The sequence below is a fragment of the Candidatus Cloacimonas sp. genome, assembly GCA_035403355.1.
Taxonomy (GTDB): Bacteria; Cloacimonadota; Cloacimonadia; order Cloacimonadales; family Cloacimonadaceae; genus Cloacimonas.
Genome location: DAONFA010000014.1, coordinates 30905 through 46833, shown reverse-complemented (window position 1 = coordinate 46833; position 15929 = coordinate 30905). Strand labels below are relative to the sequence as shown.

Below are 15929 nucleotides of genomic sequence, written 5' to 3'. Positions count from 1 at the left end.
CTGTCAAAGCTGAAGCTCGGTTTAGAGTTAAAACAAAAATTCGCCCCGAAACAACGATTTCTGAACAATTCCACCCAACTCTGTAAATGTGAAAAAGGACATTCTTACACGATTGTGGAATTTGAGGGGTTGGTATGGATAGGTTGGCAGTGTGCAGGATTCTTGTTTTAACTCACAATTTTCAGGTTTGGAGACCAGTTAAAAAGCGGTTGTAAGTGAACTATAAGAGTGGGTTGTGGTTTCTGTGATGGCATTGGCAAAATTGTAAGTCAAAACAAGCATCGGGGTGTGGTTTCATTGAGGGCAGGTGACAAGACATCCCTTCATTTCTTAAATACATATTTCCCGTTAATATCCGTTCGCATTTGCATATTTTGGAGCTTGCTTTCTTCATTAAAATTCGCCTGCAGGTAAAGCCCTGTAGCGCTATTAGCCATAAAATCCTTTTTTTCGGTTTCATCTTGTTGATAGAAATAGCCCACTTTTCCTTCGGCGGTAAATTTTCGCAGTTGCTCATCCTGAAAATCCATAGTAACCAAATCCGCATCCACTTTATTTTTCTTTGGGCTAAATCGTTCTTCGGCAAAATCAATGTGGCAGGAATCAATTAATTCGGCTTTCGCTAATTTTCGTTCTTTCAAATAGAGATGAAATTCCCGGGCTACAGCATCGGCAAAATCGGAAACAAACTTGGGCTCTCCGGTAAAAATTGCTTTTTCAGATTCCAGAAAATAGATGAGAAAAGCGCTGGTAGCATTGAATTCACCTCTATCCACCCGAACATTGAAAGTGGCAATCAGTTTGCGTTCCGGGGCAAAGTATTCCATTTTTTCCGCAGCCACGGAAAGGGTATCTTCGGTTCCGGAAGTTAAAAAGGGCTCATCCAACATCAAAGCATAGCCGTTTCCTCTATCCCATTGTGCATAGCCGCATTTTACCCGGGCATTTTCTTGATAATCAAAACCGCGCACATTATTCCAGGCGGTTATAATTTGATTTTTCTTGTCGTAAGAGGCAAAACTGCTTTTCAGCCAGCGGTAAACACCTTCTTTAGTTTTTTCGGTGGCAGTTATTCTTCCCCCCAGGTTCATCAAATCCGGAATCCTGTAATAAGCTAAAGTATCTGCTTCCAAAGTCAAGCTGTCGTTTTTTACAATAACATTTCCTGCCAGACGAGCTATTTTCTGTTTATCCAGAATTAGGGCATTCCGACAAAGGAATTCTGTGTTTCCATAGAAGAAATGTACATTTCCGTTCAATTCCAGGGCTTGTTCATTCTCCATTTTGGTCATAAAGAGCTTATCAGAATGAACCAGACGGAATTCTTCTTCTGCTTGTTTCTGTTTGGCTATTAAAGGCAAAAACAGAAGAGAAAGCAGCAGACAGGAAAGAATCCTTTTTACCACTTAATTTCTTCTTCTTTTACAATGCCCTCGGCAGAAACAGCATCCATTTCTACGATGCTTAAATGGCTGTTGGTGCGTAAATTCTGACCTTGCATAATATTACCGGCACGGGTAACGGTAACTGTTAAGGGAGCTGTTATTTCATCAATAGACCTTTCCCACACCAATTTTTGGGTAGCCAAAGTTCCATTAGGAGAAGTAAGAAGAGCATTTCCATTAGCAAAAATAAGGTTGCGGGCGTCGTCAACAATAGTTGTATCGGCTTTAATAACAGAACTTATCTGGTTATTTTTGTCATAGGTGGTAAGAGTTACTTTATAGGCATACAGCAAACGCCGGTTATAAAAGCGCTCTATCTTGTTTGCTTCCAGAAAATATTCGTTGCGGTCATTATCCAGTTGTATCAGTTTAACATTATAACTTATTTCATCGGGCAAATCACGCGCTAAAACATCCGTTGATAACTGCAAACTATCTTTTTGACAGGAAGTTAGCAAAATAAGAATGCTAACCGATACTATCCAGATAAGCCAAAACGGTCTTTTCATAGATACCTTTACGCGTGAGCACATAGTTAATCATATCTCTGGCAGCACCTTGTCCACCTTTAAATTCCGAAACCCAATCCACTATTTTTGCTACATCGGGTTGAGCATCAGCCGGTGCTGCGGAAAAAGCAACTTTTTGCATTACCGGAACATCATTCCAGTCATCGCCCATATAGGCAACATTGGTATAAATAAGGTTTAATTCCTTTAACAAATTATCCAGACACTGCAGCTTATTTGCCACATTTTGAAAAAGATAGGTTATATTTAAATCCTTACAGCGTCTTTCCAATGCCTCGGAACCGCGTCCACTGATAACACTAATAATAATATCCGTCTTTTGCAGTAGTTTAAAACCCAAGCCATCGTGACCGTGAAAATGTTTCAATTCCAGATTGGTGGAGCCATAAATAAAACGACCGTCCGTAAGAACTCCGTCACAATCAAAGACGATTAGTTTGATATCGTTCCAGGGAACTAACCGTTTAATGGGTTTAGTTAAAGCTTTTTTGTTATACATCATCACTTTTCCTTTTCTGTAATAACCTGCAGACAGCTCTGGATAAGAAATTCCATTTCTGCCAAAGGAAGCATACTGGCAGCGTCACTTTTTGCTTTATGCGGTTCCGGATGCGTTTCTATAAATAGACCTTTTACCTGTCCTGTAGCAATTGCAGCTTTAGCCAGCGGTAAAGCAAATTCAGGATTGCCTCCGGAAAAATTACCCAGTGAAGGTCTTTGCAAAGAATGAGTTACATCATAAACAACAGGATAACCAAACTGGCTCATAATAATAAAACTGCGGAAATCCACCACCAGATTATGATAACCGAAAGTAGTTCCGCGCTCCGTTAAAAGAATTTGTTTATTACCTGTGCTACTTGCTTTTTCGGCAGCCAGTTGCATATCCTCAGGAGCCATAAATTGCCCTTTTTTGATGTTGATTGTTTTACCCGTTGCGGCAGCAGCCGTTATTAAATCCGTCTGCCGGGAAAGAAAGGCGGGAATTTGTAAAATGTCACAGACCTCTGCAGCAGAAGCAACTTCAACGCATTCATGCACATCGGTTAGAATTGGAACCTCAAAATCCTGCTTGATTTTACTTAGCAGTTTCAGCCCTTCTTCCATTCCGGGACCGCTGAAGGAATTAACAGAACTGCGATTTGCTTTTTTATAGGAGGCCTTAAAAACTAAGGGAATTGCTTTTCGGGCACAAAGTTCCTTCAGTGCTTCCGCTATGGCAAGCATTATGCTTTCTTCTTCAATAACGCAGGGACCTGCAATCAGAAAGAAGTTTTTACAGGATGAAAGCTCAGGATAGAGTTTATCCCTTGAATTTTCAAACAGCAATGCAGCTTTCTCCTTTATCTGGAAATATGCTTAACCCTTTCCCAGGAAAAACCTTCTCTGCCGAAATGACCGTAAGAAGCAGTGGGAAAGAATATTGGCTTACATAAATCTAAGTAATTAATAATCCCGCCAACTGTCAAGTCAAAGTTTCGGGCAATGATTCTTTCTATTTCCGCATCGCTTTCTTTGCCGCTGCCAAAAGTATCTACCATCAAAGAAACCGGTTTCTGTTCTCCAATCACAAAGCTGAATTGAATTAAGCATTCACCGGCTAATCCACTGGTAACAATGCTTTTGGCAATATGCCTTGCCATATAGGCAGCGCTTCTATCTACTTTGGTAGCATCCTTTCCGGAAAAAGCACCTCCCCCATGTTGAGCCCAGCCGCCATAAGTATCTACAATTATTTTCCTGCCTGTAAGTCCTGTATCAAAAGCGGGACCTCCATCCTGCCAGGGACCTAAAGGATTGATTTTAATTTCACAATTCTTGGTTTCAAAATAGCCCTTGCATTCATCTTCAATATCGGCTATTGAAGGTAAGATAACTATTTGCTTTATTTGCTCTTTCAATTCCTCAAAGTCGTTCTCGCTTAAAACATCGTGATGAGTAGAAATTACCAGGCATTTTAAGTCCACCGCTTTGCGTCCCAAATAACGCATTGAAACCTGACTTTTGGAATCGGGCAGCAAGTGTTTTACGGTTCCGTTTTTTCTTGCCTGCGCCAAATTATAGAGCAGCTTATGAGCCAGCTCAATAGGCACCGGCATCAAATTCTTGGTTTGGGAACAGGCATAGCCAAACATTAAACCTTGGTCTCCCGCTCCGGTATTCTCTTCCAAAGCAGCTTCCTGACGATGAAGATAGTTATTTATCAGGCAATTATAGTCAAAACCTTTGTCCGGATTTGTATAACCGATTTCCTTTATTGTGTCCCGCACGATTTTTTCAATATCTACGGTTGCCCGGGAAGAGATTTCTCCCGAAAGCACTATCCTGTTTTCTGTAGCTAATGTTTCACAGGCAACCTTGGAATGAGGATCGGCTGCCAGATAGGCATCCAAAATAGCATCCGAAATCTGATCACAAACCTTATCCGGATGACCTTCCGATACGGACTCTGAGGTGAATACATAGCCGTTTCTATCAGTGTTGTTGATTGCATGTAATGCAGCTGTCATTTATATCTCCTAATTTTTCAATATCTGACTTACACACCCTTTCTTTATCTTAAAAAAAAGCCGGCTGCTAAAGCCGGCAAAACTATTTACCGCACTTTAGCACATTTTGGCTGCGGAGCAAAGGGCAAATTACCGCTATTTTAAATATGGTACATCTTCGGGGATTCGAACCCCGGACCCACTGATTAAGAGTCAGTTGCTCTACCAGCTGAGCTAAAGATGCACTTAAAATTTGGGTCATTCTTTTTGAGAGAGGCATACTGTCAAGCAAAAACAGGGGTAAAGAATTTGGAGGGAAGATTGATGTCCCGGTCAACCAAAATACGGAGGGTTGACCTCCCGGTCAACCATATCAAACGACAGGGATGTCCTTTTTTCGGAGGGTTGACCTCCCGGTCAACCAAAATTCGGAGGGTTGACCTCCTGGTCAACCAAAAAGCTAACACACCTGATTTATTTCGTTACCGCCAATTATGCGTAAAGAATTAGCTCGGTTGTAAGGGAAACGACAAGATGCTGTCAATGGCAAGGTATTTCAGGGAAAAGTGTTAGGATCGGTAAGTTGAAAGAAAATTCTTGACAGAAAGAGCTAAAATTTTACAAATACATAAAGTTATTTTGAGGAGTTTTTTAGATGCGGAAAGTAATCTTGCTGGCTTTTATTTTAGCTGCGGTGATAGCAAATTTATCGGCTATCTCCAATTATGCTTTACTGGTAAATGGTTTTGAGCCCTCGGCAATTAATCTTGCTATGGGTGGAAGTCCTGTAGGGGTTGTAAATATTTGGCACAATGAACCTTTAAATGCTTATGATAATCCTGCTTATCCATCTTTGCATACAGGGCTCAGTTATTCCAATACCTGCTATGATTTTATGAGATTAAAACATCCCGGGGATGAAAAAGAAAATACCTATTATGCTTCAATGATGAGTTTATCTTATAAGGGTATGGGCTTTCTTTTCCCTTCTATTACCAATGTTCAAACTTGGGGAATAAAAGCTGATTATGGAAGGATATCACTTACTGATGAAAATGGTTATGAGACAGGAATTACGAAGGAACTAAAGGAAGTAATGCATCCCTTAGGAATTTCAGTTAATTTTGCCGATCTCTATCGGATTATTAGTAACGATAATACATTCTCTAACAAAAAATTAGACCTTTGCCTCGGGATGAATTATATTTTAAATTACAGTTCTATTGATCCTGGCTATAATTATCCCGCTTCTATAGATGAAGAATATGATGCTAATTGTATAGATTCCGGAGCTCTTTTAAAATATAGTTTTCCCTTAACCGACAAAATACATCTGGAATCCGTAGCCGGAATTTCTATGTTCAATGTCTTTGAGGACAATATTGAATATAGTTTAGAGCAACCAAATAAAATATACAAAAGCACAAACACTGGAATTGCTTGTTCTGCATCGCTTAAAAATCCGAACTATCTGAAAAAGAAAAGGATAATGGATAATTTTGAAAATTTTGGATGCCTGCGTCTTCTTGCCGGAATGAATGATGATAGAACGAAAAGCCCCAATATTTATGGAATTGGAACAGAGCTTGGTTTTCTGGATACCATTTATTTAAGAGGTGGCTATCATAAAGATAAAGGGGGGAATATTGAAGGTGTTACTTATGGTATTGGTTTGGATTTGCATTATAGAGATCTGGTTTCACTTAAGGGAAACTATTCTTCTTTCCCTGGAGGAAGCCAATGCAAAGATAAGAATATCTACAATTTTGGTTGCAATTTAAATGCTTTTCAGATTATATCAATGCTGCTTAAATAATACTAATATATGAGGAACTAAGATGAATATGCCTAAAATATATCTTCTTGCCGGATGCATTTTTCTGCTTATTATGCTTATGGGATGCAGTTTGGCTACAAAACCCGAATCCCCTGCTAATGAATCTACAGCTAATTATAATTGCTTAATGGAAGTTTCTCCCAGTCCAATGCATAAAGGGGAAGCTGTTGAAATTATCTTTAACTTTCACCTTACAGGATTATATAAACTGGTAATTACCAATGTGTTGGAGCAGGAAGTTATCAGTTTTAAGGTTACCGACAGTCCTGTGTTCTGGAATGGAAAAGATAAATATGGACAGCTTTGCAAAACCGGGGTCTATTATATAACCTTGTATTCAGATGAGTTAGTTCTTAGCCGTAAGATGTTATTATGTGTTTAGACGCTTTCATAAACAGGGAAAAGATTAAATACCCTAAGGATGAGCAGGAAATTGGGATTTTGATTTTTGAAACAAGGATTTTAGGGTTTGAATGTTAGAAACAAGGATTTTAGGGTTTGAATGTTAGAAACAAGGATTTAAGGATTTAAGGATTAAGAGGATTGCAAATTTAAATTCCCAGCGTGAAGACAGATTTGAGCGACAGGTTTTAATCCAGTAAAATACAGGAAAGTTGACCTCCCGGTCAACCGTAATAAACGACAAGGATGTCGTTTCTCCGGAGGGTTGACCTCCTGGTCAACCAAAATTCGGAGGGTTGACCTCCTGGTCAACCCACAACAATCAAACTATCAAGCTATCATAGAAGATAGCGGAAACTACATAATTTGGCTGTAAAGGGAACGACGAGGATGTTGTTCTTCTTGGATATTTTCACGCTGATTATGCAGATTTAGTTTTTGAAACAAGGATTTAAGGATTAAGAGGATTGCAAATTTAAATTCCCAGCGGGACGACAGAAAACAATAGAAAACAGCTTTAGACATAACAACTATCATAAACCACGGAACATTTCCCTTTACTAAAAAACAGCTTTAGAAAAAATGACTATGGCATAACTTTTTGAAAAATAAGAAAAAAAAACAGGAAAGAAAAGAAATGGAAAACCAGAGCCCTCTGGAAAAGCTGAAGGCAAAACGCTCTGCCGCTCTTTTAGGTGGTGGAGAAAAACGCATTGCCGAACAGCACGCAAAAGGTAAACTAACTGCGAGAGAAAGGATTGCCCTGCTGGTTGATCCCGATAGTTTTGAAGAATTTGATATGTTCGTAACTCATCGTTGCACCAATTTCGGTTTGGATAAATATATTCATCCCGGGGATGGTGTAGTAACAGGTTGCGCCACCATCAATGAAAGAATGGTCTATATTTTTGCTCAGGATTTTACTGTTTTTGGTGGTTCTCTATCTAAGACCTACGCTGATAAAATCTGCAAAGTGATGGATATGGCACTTAAAAACGGTTGTCCTTTAATTGGGCTGAATGATTCCGGCGGAGCCAGAATTCAGGAAGGGGTTGATGCTCTTGCAGGTTACGCTGAGATTTTTTGGCGGAATGTAATGGCAAGTGGAGTGATACCTCAAATTTCTGCTATTTTAGGTCCCTGTGCAGGTGGAGCTGTATATTCTCCAGCTATCACAGATTTCATTGTGATGGAAAAAAGCAACAGCTATATGTTCGTTACCGGACCGAAGGTTGTTAAAACCGTCTTAAATGAAACAGTTAGTAATGCAGATTTGGGTGGAGCAAAAGTTCATACCGGTAAAAGTGGAGTAGCGCATTTTATTGCTAATAGTGAAGAAGATGCTATGCTAACCATCAAGTTACTGTTAAGTTATTTGCCTTCCAATAACTTGGAAGACCCGCCTTATGTTCCGGGTGCTGATCCTGTCACTCGTAGTTGTGATGTTCTAAATGAGCTGGTTCCGGAAAATCCTAATAAGCCATACGATATGCTGGAAGTGATTTATCCGCTTGTTGATGAGGGCGAATTTTTGCAAGTGATGAGTAACTTTGCCCAGAACATAATTGTTGGTTTTGGCAGAATGAATGGTCGCAGTGTAGGAATTGTAGCTAATCAGCCCAAAATTTTAGCCGGTGTTTTAGATATTGATGCCAGTATCAAAGGAGCCCGATTTGTGCGTTTTTGTGATTCTTTCAATATCCCTTTGGTGGTTTTGGAAGATGTTCCCGGTTTTTTGCCTGGAACGATGCAAGAGCATAACGGAATTATTCGTAACGGAGCAAAACTTCTTTATGCTTTTGCGGAAGCTACAGTTCCCAAAGTAACTGTCATTATCCGTAAGGCCTACGGGGGTGCCTATTGTGTAATGAATAGTCGTCATATGCGTGCCGATATTGTTTATGCCTGGCCCTCTGCCGAAATTGCAGTTATGGGTCCTGAAAGCGCAGTGGAAGTTATTTTTCGCAAAGAAGCAATGGCAGCAGAAAACCCTAAGGCAGTTCTTCAGGAGCGGGAAAAAGAATATCGGGAAAAATTTGCCAATCCTTTCGTAGCTGCGGAAAGGGGATATATAGATGATATCATTGAGCCCTCCGAAACAAGATTTCGTTTAATTCGTGCTTTGGAAATGCTGGCAAATAAAAACGACAGCATTCCTCCCCGCAAGCATGGCAATATTCCTTTGTAAGGTATCGGCAATGCGAAAAATAGTATTTATTGTAATAGCTGTCTTCTGCATTGTATCTGCCGGAGCTCAAATAAGTGTAAATGCGCCAACAATTTCCGATAGCTTATCCTTAGCCCGGGGAAAAGAAATCCTTTCCGAATACGGTTTTCGGGATACAGCTCCTCTTGCTGAAGTAGCCAATAAACTGCAAATTAAGGATATAGACCGTTGGAAGAGCTACCTCGGTTTGGAACCGCAAAACGAAAAACTGGATAAAATGAGTTTAAGAAAACTGGGCATTACTCCTTATAAAGCACTTTTGGCACAACAATATAGCATTTATGGTTACACAGAATTATCCACTTTAGAAGAAGTTGCCGCGGCACTTAAAATGCCTGTGAAAAAAATCAAACAGGATATCGGACTGGATAAGCCCAATTCTCAAAAATGGGATAGTTATTCTTTGCAGTCATTAAACATAACCCCCGAAGATATCAAAAAAATTCACCGGCAATTTGAAGCAAAAAGCTTAAATTTCGGGCTTAATATAACCCTGGTAGGAATGCTAACTGTATTTGCTGCTTTGTTGATTACCAGTATTATAATCGGGCAATTGAATCATCTGAACCGCCCCCCCAAAGAAAAAAAGGCAGACCTGAAAATTTCTCCGGGAGGAAAAGTTCGTGCCGCTTCCGCCACTTTAAATCACAATGTAATAGTTGCTCTGGCAGCCACTATATTTTTGTATGAGCAATCTCTGGAAGAGAAAAGAAAAATTGCCTTAACCTTTAAACGCACTCCCACAAATCAATGGCGTGCCAGTTCAATGTTAAATATGCCCAATCGGGAAATTTACCTTAAGCGGAGATAAATGATGAAGACCTATAAGTTGTTAATTAATAACGAACATTTTGAAGCCAAAATTGTAGAATACAGCCCTACCCATGCAAAAATAAATTTGAACGGAACAGAATATCTGGTACAAATTGAAGACGATAAAATTCACAATATCCCTAAGCTTGCCGTTCAGGAAAAAGCTGTTCCTTTGGCACCTGCATTCAGCAGTAGCACCGATCTTTATTCAGGTGAAATTCGCGCTCCGCTTCCCGGAGTGATAGTTACCATCCTTGTTTCCGAAAAAGAAGAAGTGAAAAAAGGACAGGCAATTATCATCATTGAGGCGATGAAGATGCAAAGCGAGATTGCTTCTCCCGTTGACGGAAAAATTGACAAAATCCTTGTTAAGGAACGTGCTCCCGTGAAAGAAGGAGATTTAATGATGACCATTACCGGAGCTGAAATTAAAACTCCACCGGTAAGTAAACCACCGAAACCAAGTTTAGTAGAGCCAACTGAAAAAACGGCAGTTACGGAAAAGATTCTGCGTGCTCCTATTCCTGGAACGATTATGGAAATTAAAGTCCTGCCTAATGACTATGTAAAAGAAGGAGATACTGTTTTAATTCTGGAAGCGATGAAGATGGAATCGGATATTTACAGCCCCAGAACAGGAAAAATAAGTAAAATATATGTGCATAAGGGAGACCTCGTGCAGGATAATGACCCCCTAATTGAGTTTGAGGATTAGCTTTATGCAGGAATTAAGCCAATTTATTCAGAGCACGGGTTTTATGAATGTAACCTGGGGAAATCTGATGATGATTATCATCGGGATGGTTTTTGTCTATTTGGGTGTAGCGAAAGAATTTGAGCCCCTGCTGTTGATTCCTATCGGTTTTGGCATCATTGTTGGCAATATGCCCGGGGTTAGTCAACAAGGATTAGGAGTAATGAATGAGGGCTCTGTTTTAAACTATCTCTATTTCGGTGTAAATAAAAGCATTTATCCTTCCCTGATTTTTTTAGGAATAGGAGCAATGACCGATTTTTCTACTTTAATTGCCAATCCGCGACTTATTCTTTTAGGTGCGGCAGCTCAATTTGGAATTTTTGCTACTTTTATTGGCAGTATCCTATTGGGATTTAATATCTTGGAAGCTGCTTCCATTGGCATAATCGGAGGAGCTGACGGACCCACTTCCATTTTTTTAGCTTCCAAACTGGCACCTCATCTTTTGGGCTCAATAGCTTTGGCAGCATATTCTTATATGGCTTTGGTGCCGATAATTCAACCTCCGATTATGAAATTGCTCACCACCAAAAAAGAGCGTCTTATTAGGATGAAACCTTTACGAGTAGTTTCCAAGAAGGAAAAAATAATTTTCCCGATAATTGCTTTTGTAGTTACCACTTTCATTTCTCCGGGTAGTGTTGTTCTTCTGGCAATGCTTTTTTTAGGCAATCTGTTAAAAGAAAGTGGAGTTACTGATCGCCTTGCCAATAGTGCCAGAACTGTTTTAATTGATGTTGTAACTGTTTTAATTGGCTTAACCGTTGGAGCTAAAACCACAGCTGATGTTTTCTTAACTCCTGCCACCTTGAAAATCTTTTTCCTGGGGGCTTTTTCTTTTGCCGCGGCAACTGCTGCCGGGGTTATTTTTGCCAAGGTTATGAATCTCTTTTCCAAAAACAAAATAAACCCCTTAATTGGTAGTGCGGGAGTTTCTGCAGTTCCCGCTTCAGCACGCGTTTCTCAGGTTGTGGGTCAACAATACGATAAAACGAATTATTTACTAATGCATGCAATGGCACCCAATGTAGCAGGAGTTGTTGGTTCGGCAGTTGCTGCAGGTGTTCTTTTAGGAATTTTAGGTAAATGAAACATAAACAGAAACAACAAAATAAACCATAGGAGGCAAAAATGCCAAAAGTCCTTATTGCAACCGAAAAACCCTTTGCCGCAGATGCAGTTCAGAAAATCAAAGCCGAGCTGGAAAAAGCCGGTTACGAATACTCCTTTCTGGAAAATTATACCGATAAGAGTGAACTGCATAAAGCGTTAGCTGCTGCGGAAGCAGTAATTATCCGCAGCGATATTATGGATGCGGAAGCTTTTAATGCCGCACCAAAACTTAAAATTGTAGTCCGTGCCGGTGCCGGCTATGACAATATTGATTTAAAAGCCGCTACTGCACATAATGTTGTAGCTATGAACACCCCGGGGCAAAATTCCAATGCCGTTGCCGAACTTGCCATCGGAATGATGATTTATATTGCCAGAAACAAATTTAACGGCAAATCCGGAACAGAACTGGCAGGCAAAATTCTTTCTCTGTATGGTTTTGGCTGGGTTGCCCGGTATGTAGCAAAAATTGCCAAAGGAATCGGTATGGAGGTTTATGCCTTTGACCCATATCTGAAGGATGAAGTTATCCTGAAAGAAGGAGTTAAACCCTTACACAGTGTAGAAGAAGTATTTAAATCTGGCGATTATATTTCTTTGCATATTCCAGCTACCGATGAAACCAAAAAGTGCGTAAACTGGAATCTTTTATCCTTAGTAAAAGATGATGCTGTTCTGGTGAATACAGCACGCAAGGAAATTATTGATGAAGAAGCTCTCTTGAAAGCATTTGCCGAAAAGAAGAAATTTCGCTATGTGAGCGATGTTGCTCCAGATAACAGTGCAACCCTGTTAGAACAGTATCCGGAAAGAGTTTTCTTCACCCCGAAAAAAATGGGTGCTCAAACCAGCGAAGCAAATACCAATGCCGGAATTGCCGCTGCCAAACAGATTATTGCCTTCTTTGAAAAAGGCGAGACAACCTATAAAGTAAACTAACTCTATACCCACCTTGAAGATAACGGGAGGCATATTTTTGCTTTCCGTTATCTTTTTATAAACGAATGCTTCCGCCTTATATTTGTTAATCAGTTCCTGTTTTTTTGCAATATGCGGCAGATGAGATTCCCGTATCGTTCCCATATCGCGATACGAGAAAGATACGGGAATCATATCGGAGCGTTATTGAGAAAATATCGGGCTCCGAGGTGATGTAATATTGGACAATGCAACCAAAAAATTTACAAAAAAACAAACAAGTAAAGGAGAAAAGTAGGCAACACTTTTCTTTTTGCGTTGGGTTATTTCTGCATTATTTGGGTTAAAAATGGTGGATAAACGGATTTCAGCAACCCGTAATATGCCACTGATGAGAAAGATGTTGACGAAATATGCGCTTTTTTTAGAAAATACTTTTTAACCTTAAAGAGCTATAAAATATGGAGAATAAATGCAGATAAACGGAAAACAATACCTTTCGGTATGGTTTGAAAATGAACGGGTTAAAATGATAGACCAGAATAAATTACCGCACGAATTTCGGATTGCGGAATACAGTAATTATCTGGAAATTTGTTCTGCCATCAGAGAAATGACCGTTCGTGGAGCTCCTGCTATTGGAGCTGCAGCTGCTTATGCCATTGCTTTAGCAGCTCAAAATGCTCCGGAAGAAAAATTTAGGGTCTATTTACGCACTGCCAGAGATGAAATTATTGCTACCCGTCCTACCGCTATTGACCTTCGCAACGGGGTAAATTATGTTTATGAACAGACCATCAAGTTTATTCCGGATTATAAGCATTCCCGTCAGGTAGCCATTTTAGCAGCCCGGGAATTTGCCAAAAAAAGTATTGATGACTGCTATCAAATCGGCAAAACAGGCAGTGAAATAGTTCCCCAGGGAGCCCGAATTTTAACTCATTGTAATGCAGGTGCTTTAGCTACAGTGGATTGGGGAACCGCTTTAGCCGTAATTCGCATTGCCCATCAGCAAAATAAAGATATTTTTGTTTATATAGATGAAACCCGTCCTCGTTTTCAAGGTGCCCGCTTAACTGCTTTTGAATTGGAGCAGGAAGGTATTCCTCATACAATAATAACCGATAGCGCCGGGGGCTTTTATTTTTGGAAAAAGGAGATTGATTTGGTGCTGACCGGAGCTGACAGAATTTGTCTTAATGGCGATATTGCCAATAAAATAGGCACTTATGAGAAGGCAGTTTTAGCCAAAGAGCATAAAGTTCCTTTTTATGTAGCTGCCCCTTTCAGCACTTTTGATTTATCTTGTAAAGAGGGTTGTGATATTCCTATTGAAATTCGTGATGAAGATGAAATTAAACGCATCAATGGAAGCTATCTTGCCAATCCCGGTTCACCGGCATTAAATCCTGCTTTTGATATCACTCCCGCTAAACTTATCACCGGAATTATTACTCCCAAAGGTATTTTCAAGCCCAAAGATGCAGCCCGGCAGGTGCAAGTATGATTTTTGACATCGTTCTGGAAGGTGGCACTGTAATTACGATGGATGCACAAAGCCAAATTCTGGAAAATTACTGTATCGGCATTAAGGACGGGACGATACACGCTATTTTTCCTGAGGGTAGTTCCTCTTACGAAACCAAGCAAAAAATAGATACGCACAACTGTTTAATTATCCCCGGCTTGATAAATATGCATTCCCATTTACCAATGACCTATTTTCGCGGTTTAGCTGATGACCTGCCGTTAAATATCTGGCTGCAGAAATATATTTGGCCCCTGGAAGCAAAACTAATAAAACCGCAATTTGTGTATGATGCAACTTTGCATAGTGCAAGTGAAATGATTAAAAACGGAATCAGCACAACCAACGATATGTATTTTTGTATGAATTCCATAGCGGATGCCTGTTCCCAAGCTGGTTTAAGGGTTTTGATAGGGGAAGTGATGATTGATGATGAACCTTCAAAAAATAGCCCGGAAAACACAATTGGAAAGAAAATAGAAGTGCTGAAAGAGGAATATAAAAATAATCCTTTAATTGATTTTACTTTAGCTCCACATTCTATTTATGCCTGTAGTTCGCAGACCTTAAAGACCTGTGCTGAAATTGCAAAAAATAAAAATATCCTGATTCATACCCATCTTTCTGAAACCAGAGAGGAAGTGGAAAATTGCCTTAAAATGCATAACAAGAGACCTGTGGAATACTTGCAGGAATTAGGGCTTTTGGAGGTGCGGAGTATTTTTGCCCACGGAATTTGGATTGATGAACGGGAAATGGAACTTTTGGCAGAAAAAAAACTCAGCAGCATTGCTGTTTGCACGGAAAGTAACTTAAAACTCAGCTCCGGTTTTATCCCTGTTAAAATGTGTCAGGAGAAAGGCATCAATCTCTGCTTAGGAACCGATGGTGTTGCCAGTAACAATAATTTAGATTTACTTACGGAATTATCTGTAACTGCCAAACTGCATAAAGCATTGAATAATGACCCTGCATTGCTTCCCGCCAAAGAGGCATTTGCTTTTGTTACTATCAATGCTGCCAAGGCATTAGGCAAAGAAAAAGAACTTGGTTCTCTGGAAAAAGGTAAAATTGCCGATATCGCTGTTGTTACTTTACAGGAACTGGAAAACAACCCTGTTTACAATCCCTATTCCCTTTTGGTGTATGCAATAAATAGCAACAGTATTCGCGATATGATTATTCAAGGAAAAATAGTTATGCACAAACGCCAACTCTGTAATGTGAATGAACAGCAGCTTCTGGATAAGGCAACTGACTATAAGGAAATGATTTTACAGGCAACGGAACAATGAAAACCTTTAAAAACCGACGCGCTGAACACGATTATTATATAATCCAAACCCTGGAAGCAGGTATTGCTTTAAAAGGAACGGAAATAAAATCCATTCGTGCTGGAAAAGTAAACTTCAAGGATAGCTATGCTAAAATTGAAGAAGGAGAATGCTGGCTGCATAATTTGCATATCAGCCCCTGGGAAAAAGCTGCCTACTTTAATCACGAAGCTGAACGAAAAAGAAAACTGCTTTTACATAAACACGAAATAAAACGCTTAAAAACCAAAGTGGAAGAACAGGGAATGACCCTAATTCCTTTGGAACTATTCATCAATGAAGAAGGGCTTTGTAAAATAACCCTTGCTTTAGCAAAAGGGAAAAAGGCGTATGATAAAAGAGAATCTATGCGCAAAAAAGATCTGGAGAGAGATCTGGAGGGTTGACCTCCCGGTCAGCCAAAATCCCCGGAGGGTTGACCTCCCGGTCAACCAAAAACCCCGGAGGGTTGACCTCCCGGTCAACCAAAACCCCCGGAGGGTTGACCTCCCGGTCAACCAAAATCCCCGGAGGGCTGACCTCCCGGTCAACCAAAA

General features: G+C 40.0%; 16 protein-coding genes and 1 tRNA gene. 11 read left to right on the top strand and 6 right to left on the bottom strand.

Annotated elements, in window-relative coordinates; translation table 11 throughout:
* Window positions 1-323: 323 nt before the first annotated feature.
* The 6 genes from PLE33_05015 to PLE33_04990 all read right to left on the bottom strand — a co-directional run bounded on the left by PLE33_05015 (window position 324) and on the right by PLE33_04990 (window position 4708).
* A complete protein-coding gene (locus tag PLE33_05015; GenBank protein ID HPS60604.1) occupies window positions 324-1406 on the bottom strand; it encodes an OstA-like protein in 1083 nt (360 codons plus the stop codon).
* Window positions 1400-1954: an LPS export ABC transporter periplasmic protein LptC gene (gene lptC, locus PLE33_05010; protein ID HPS60603.1), complete on the bottom strand. Its 555-nt coding sequence runs from the start codon at window positions 1952-1954 to the stop codon at window positions 1400-1402. The genes PLE33_05015 and lptC overlap by 7 nt, the downstream gene beginning before the upstream one ends.
* Window positions 1914-2477: an HAD-IIIA family hydrolase gene (locus PLE33_05005; GenBank protein ID HPS60602.1), complete on the bottom strand. Its 564-nt coding sequence runs from the start codon at window positions 2475-2477 to the stop codon at window positions 1914-1916. The genes lptC and PLE33_05005 overlap by 41 nt, the downstream gene beginning before the upstream one ends.
* Entirely contained in the window at window positions 2477-3304 is an 828-nt protein-coding gene (gene kdsA / locus PLE33_05000) for a 3-deoxy-8-phosphooctulonate synthase (protein HPS60601.1), read from the bottom strand. Before kdsA ends, PLE33_05005 begins: the two co-directional genes overlap by 1 nt.
* 14 nt (window positions 3305-3318) lie before the next feature.
* Window positions 3319-4485, bottom strand: a complete 1167-nt coding sequence (metK, locus tag PLE33_04995; GenBank protein ID HPS60600.1) for a methionine adenosyltransferase — start codon at window positions 4483-4485, stop codon at window positions 3319-3321.
* A 147-nt stretch (window positions 4486-4632) separates the two neighbouring features.
* Window positions 4633-4708, bottom strand: a tRNA-Lys gene (locus PLE33_04990).
* Between the two features lie 411 nt (window positions 4709-5119).
* Here PLE33_04990 and PLE33_04985 point away from each other — a divergent pair.
* From PLE33_04985 to PLE33_04935, 11 genes are all read left to right on the top strand, one after another.
* Window positions 5120-6280 carry a hypothetical protein gene (locus PLE33_04985; protein HPS60599.1) on the top strand — a complete coding sequence of 387 codons (1161 nt, stop codon included), beginning with the start codon at window positions 5120-5122 and terminating at the stop codon, window positions 6278-6280.
* 22 nt (window positions 6281-6302) lie between these two features.
* On the top strand, window positions 6303-6683 hold the full coding sequence (locus tag PLE33_04980) for a hypothetical protein (GenBank protein ID HPS60598.1): 381 nt from the start codon (window positions 6303-6305) through the stop codon (window positions 6681-6683).
* Window positions 6684-7304: 621 nt separating this feature from the next.
* Window positions 7305-8891 (top strand): acyl-CoA carboxylase subunit beta, encoded by a 1587-nt coding sequence (locus tag PLE33_04975; GenBank protein ID HPS60597.1) that lies wholly within the window; start codon window positions 7305-7307, stop codon window positions 8889-8891.
* Between the two features lie 10 nt (window positions 8892-8901).
* A complete protein-coding gene (locus tag PLE33_04970) occupies window positions 8902-9741 on the top strand; it encodes an OadG family protein (GenBank protein ID HPS60596.1) in 840 nt (279 codons plus the stop codon).
* Window positions 9742-9744: 3 nt separating this feature from the next.
* Window positions 9745-10458, top strand: a complete 714-nt coding sequence (locus tag PLE33_04965) for a biotin/lipoyl-binding protein (protein ID HPS60595.1) — start codon at window positions 9745-9747, stop codon at window positions 10456-10458.
* 4 nt (window positions 10459-10462) lie between these two features.
* Complete coding sequence (locus PLE33_04960) at window positions 10463-11590, top strand: sodium ion-translocating decarboxylase subunit beta (GenBank protein ID HPS60594.1); 1128 nt, start codon at window positions 10463-10465, stop codon at window positions 11588-11590.
* A 41-nt stretch (window positions 11591-11631) separates the two neighbouring features.
* On the top strand, window positions 11632-12552 hold the full coding sequence (locus PLE33_04955; protein HPS60593.1) for a 3-phosphoglycerate dehydrogenase: 921 nt from the start codon (window positions 11632-11634) through the stop codon (window positions 12550-12552).
* Window positions 12553-13003: 451 nt separating this feature from the next.
* The gene (gene mtnA / locus PLE33_04950; GenBank protein HPS60592.1) at window positions 13004-14038 is read left to right on the top strand and encodes an S-methyl-5-thioribose-1-phosphate isomerase; all 1035 of its coding nucleotides are present in this window, start codon (window positions 13004-13006) and stop codon (window positions 14036-14038) included.
* A complete protein-coding gene (locus tag PLE33_04945; GenBank protein HPS60591.1) occupies window positions 14035-15354 on the top strand; it encodes an amidohydrolase family protein in 1320 nt (439 codons plus the stop codon). The genes mtnA and PLE33_04945 overlap by 4 nt, the downstream gene beginning before the upstream one ends.
* Complete coding sequence (gene smpB / locus PLE33_04940) at window positions 15351-15779, top strand: SsrA-binding protein SmpB (GenBank protein HPS60590.1); 429 nt, start codon at window positions 15351-15353, stop codon at window positions 15777-15779. Before PLE33_04945 ends, smpB begins: the two co-directional genes overlap by 4 nt.
* The coding region (locus PLE33_04935; GenBank protein HPS60589.1) for a hypothetical protein at window positions 15724-15929 on the top strand (206 nt) is incomplete at its 3' end. The genes smpB and PLE33_04935, both read left to right, overlap by 56 nt.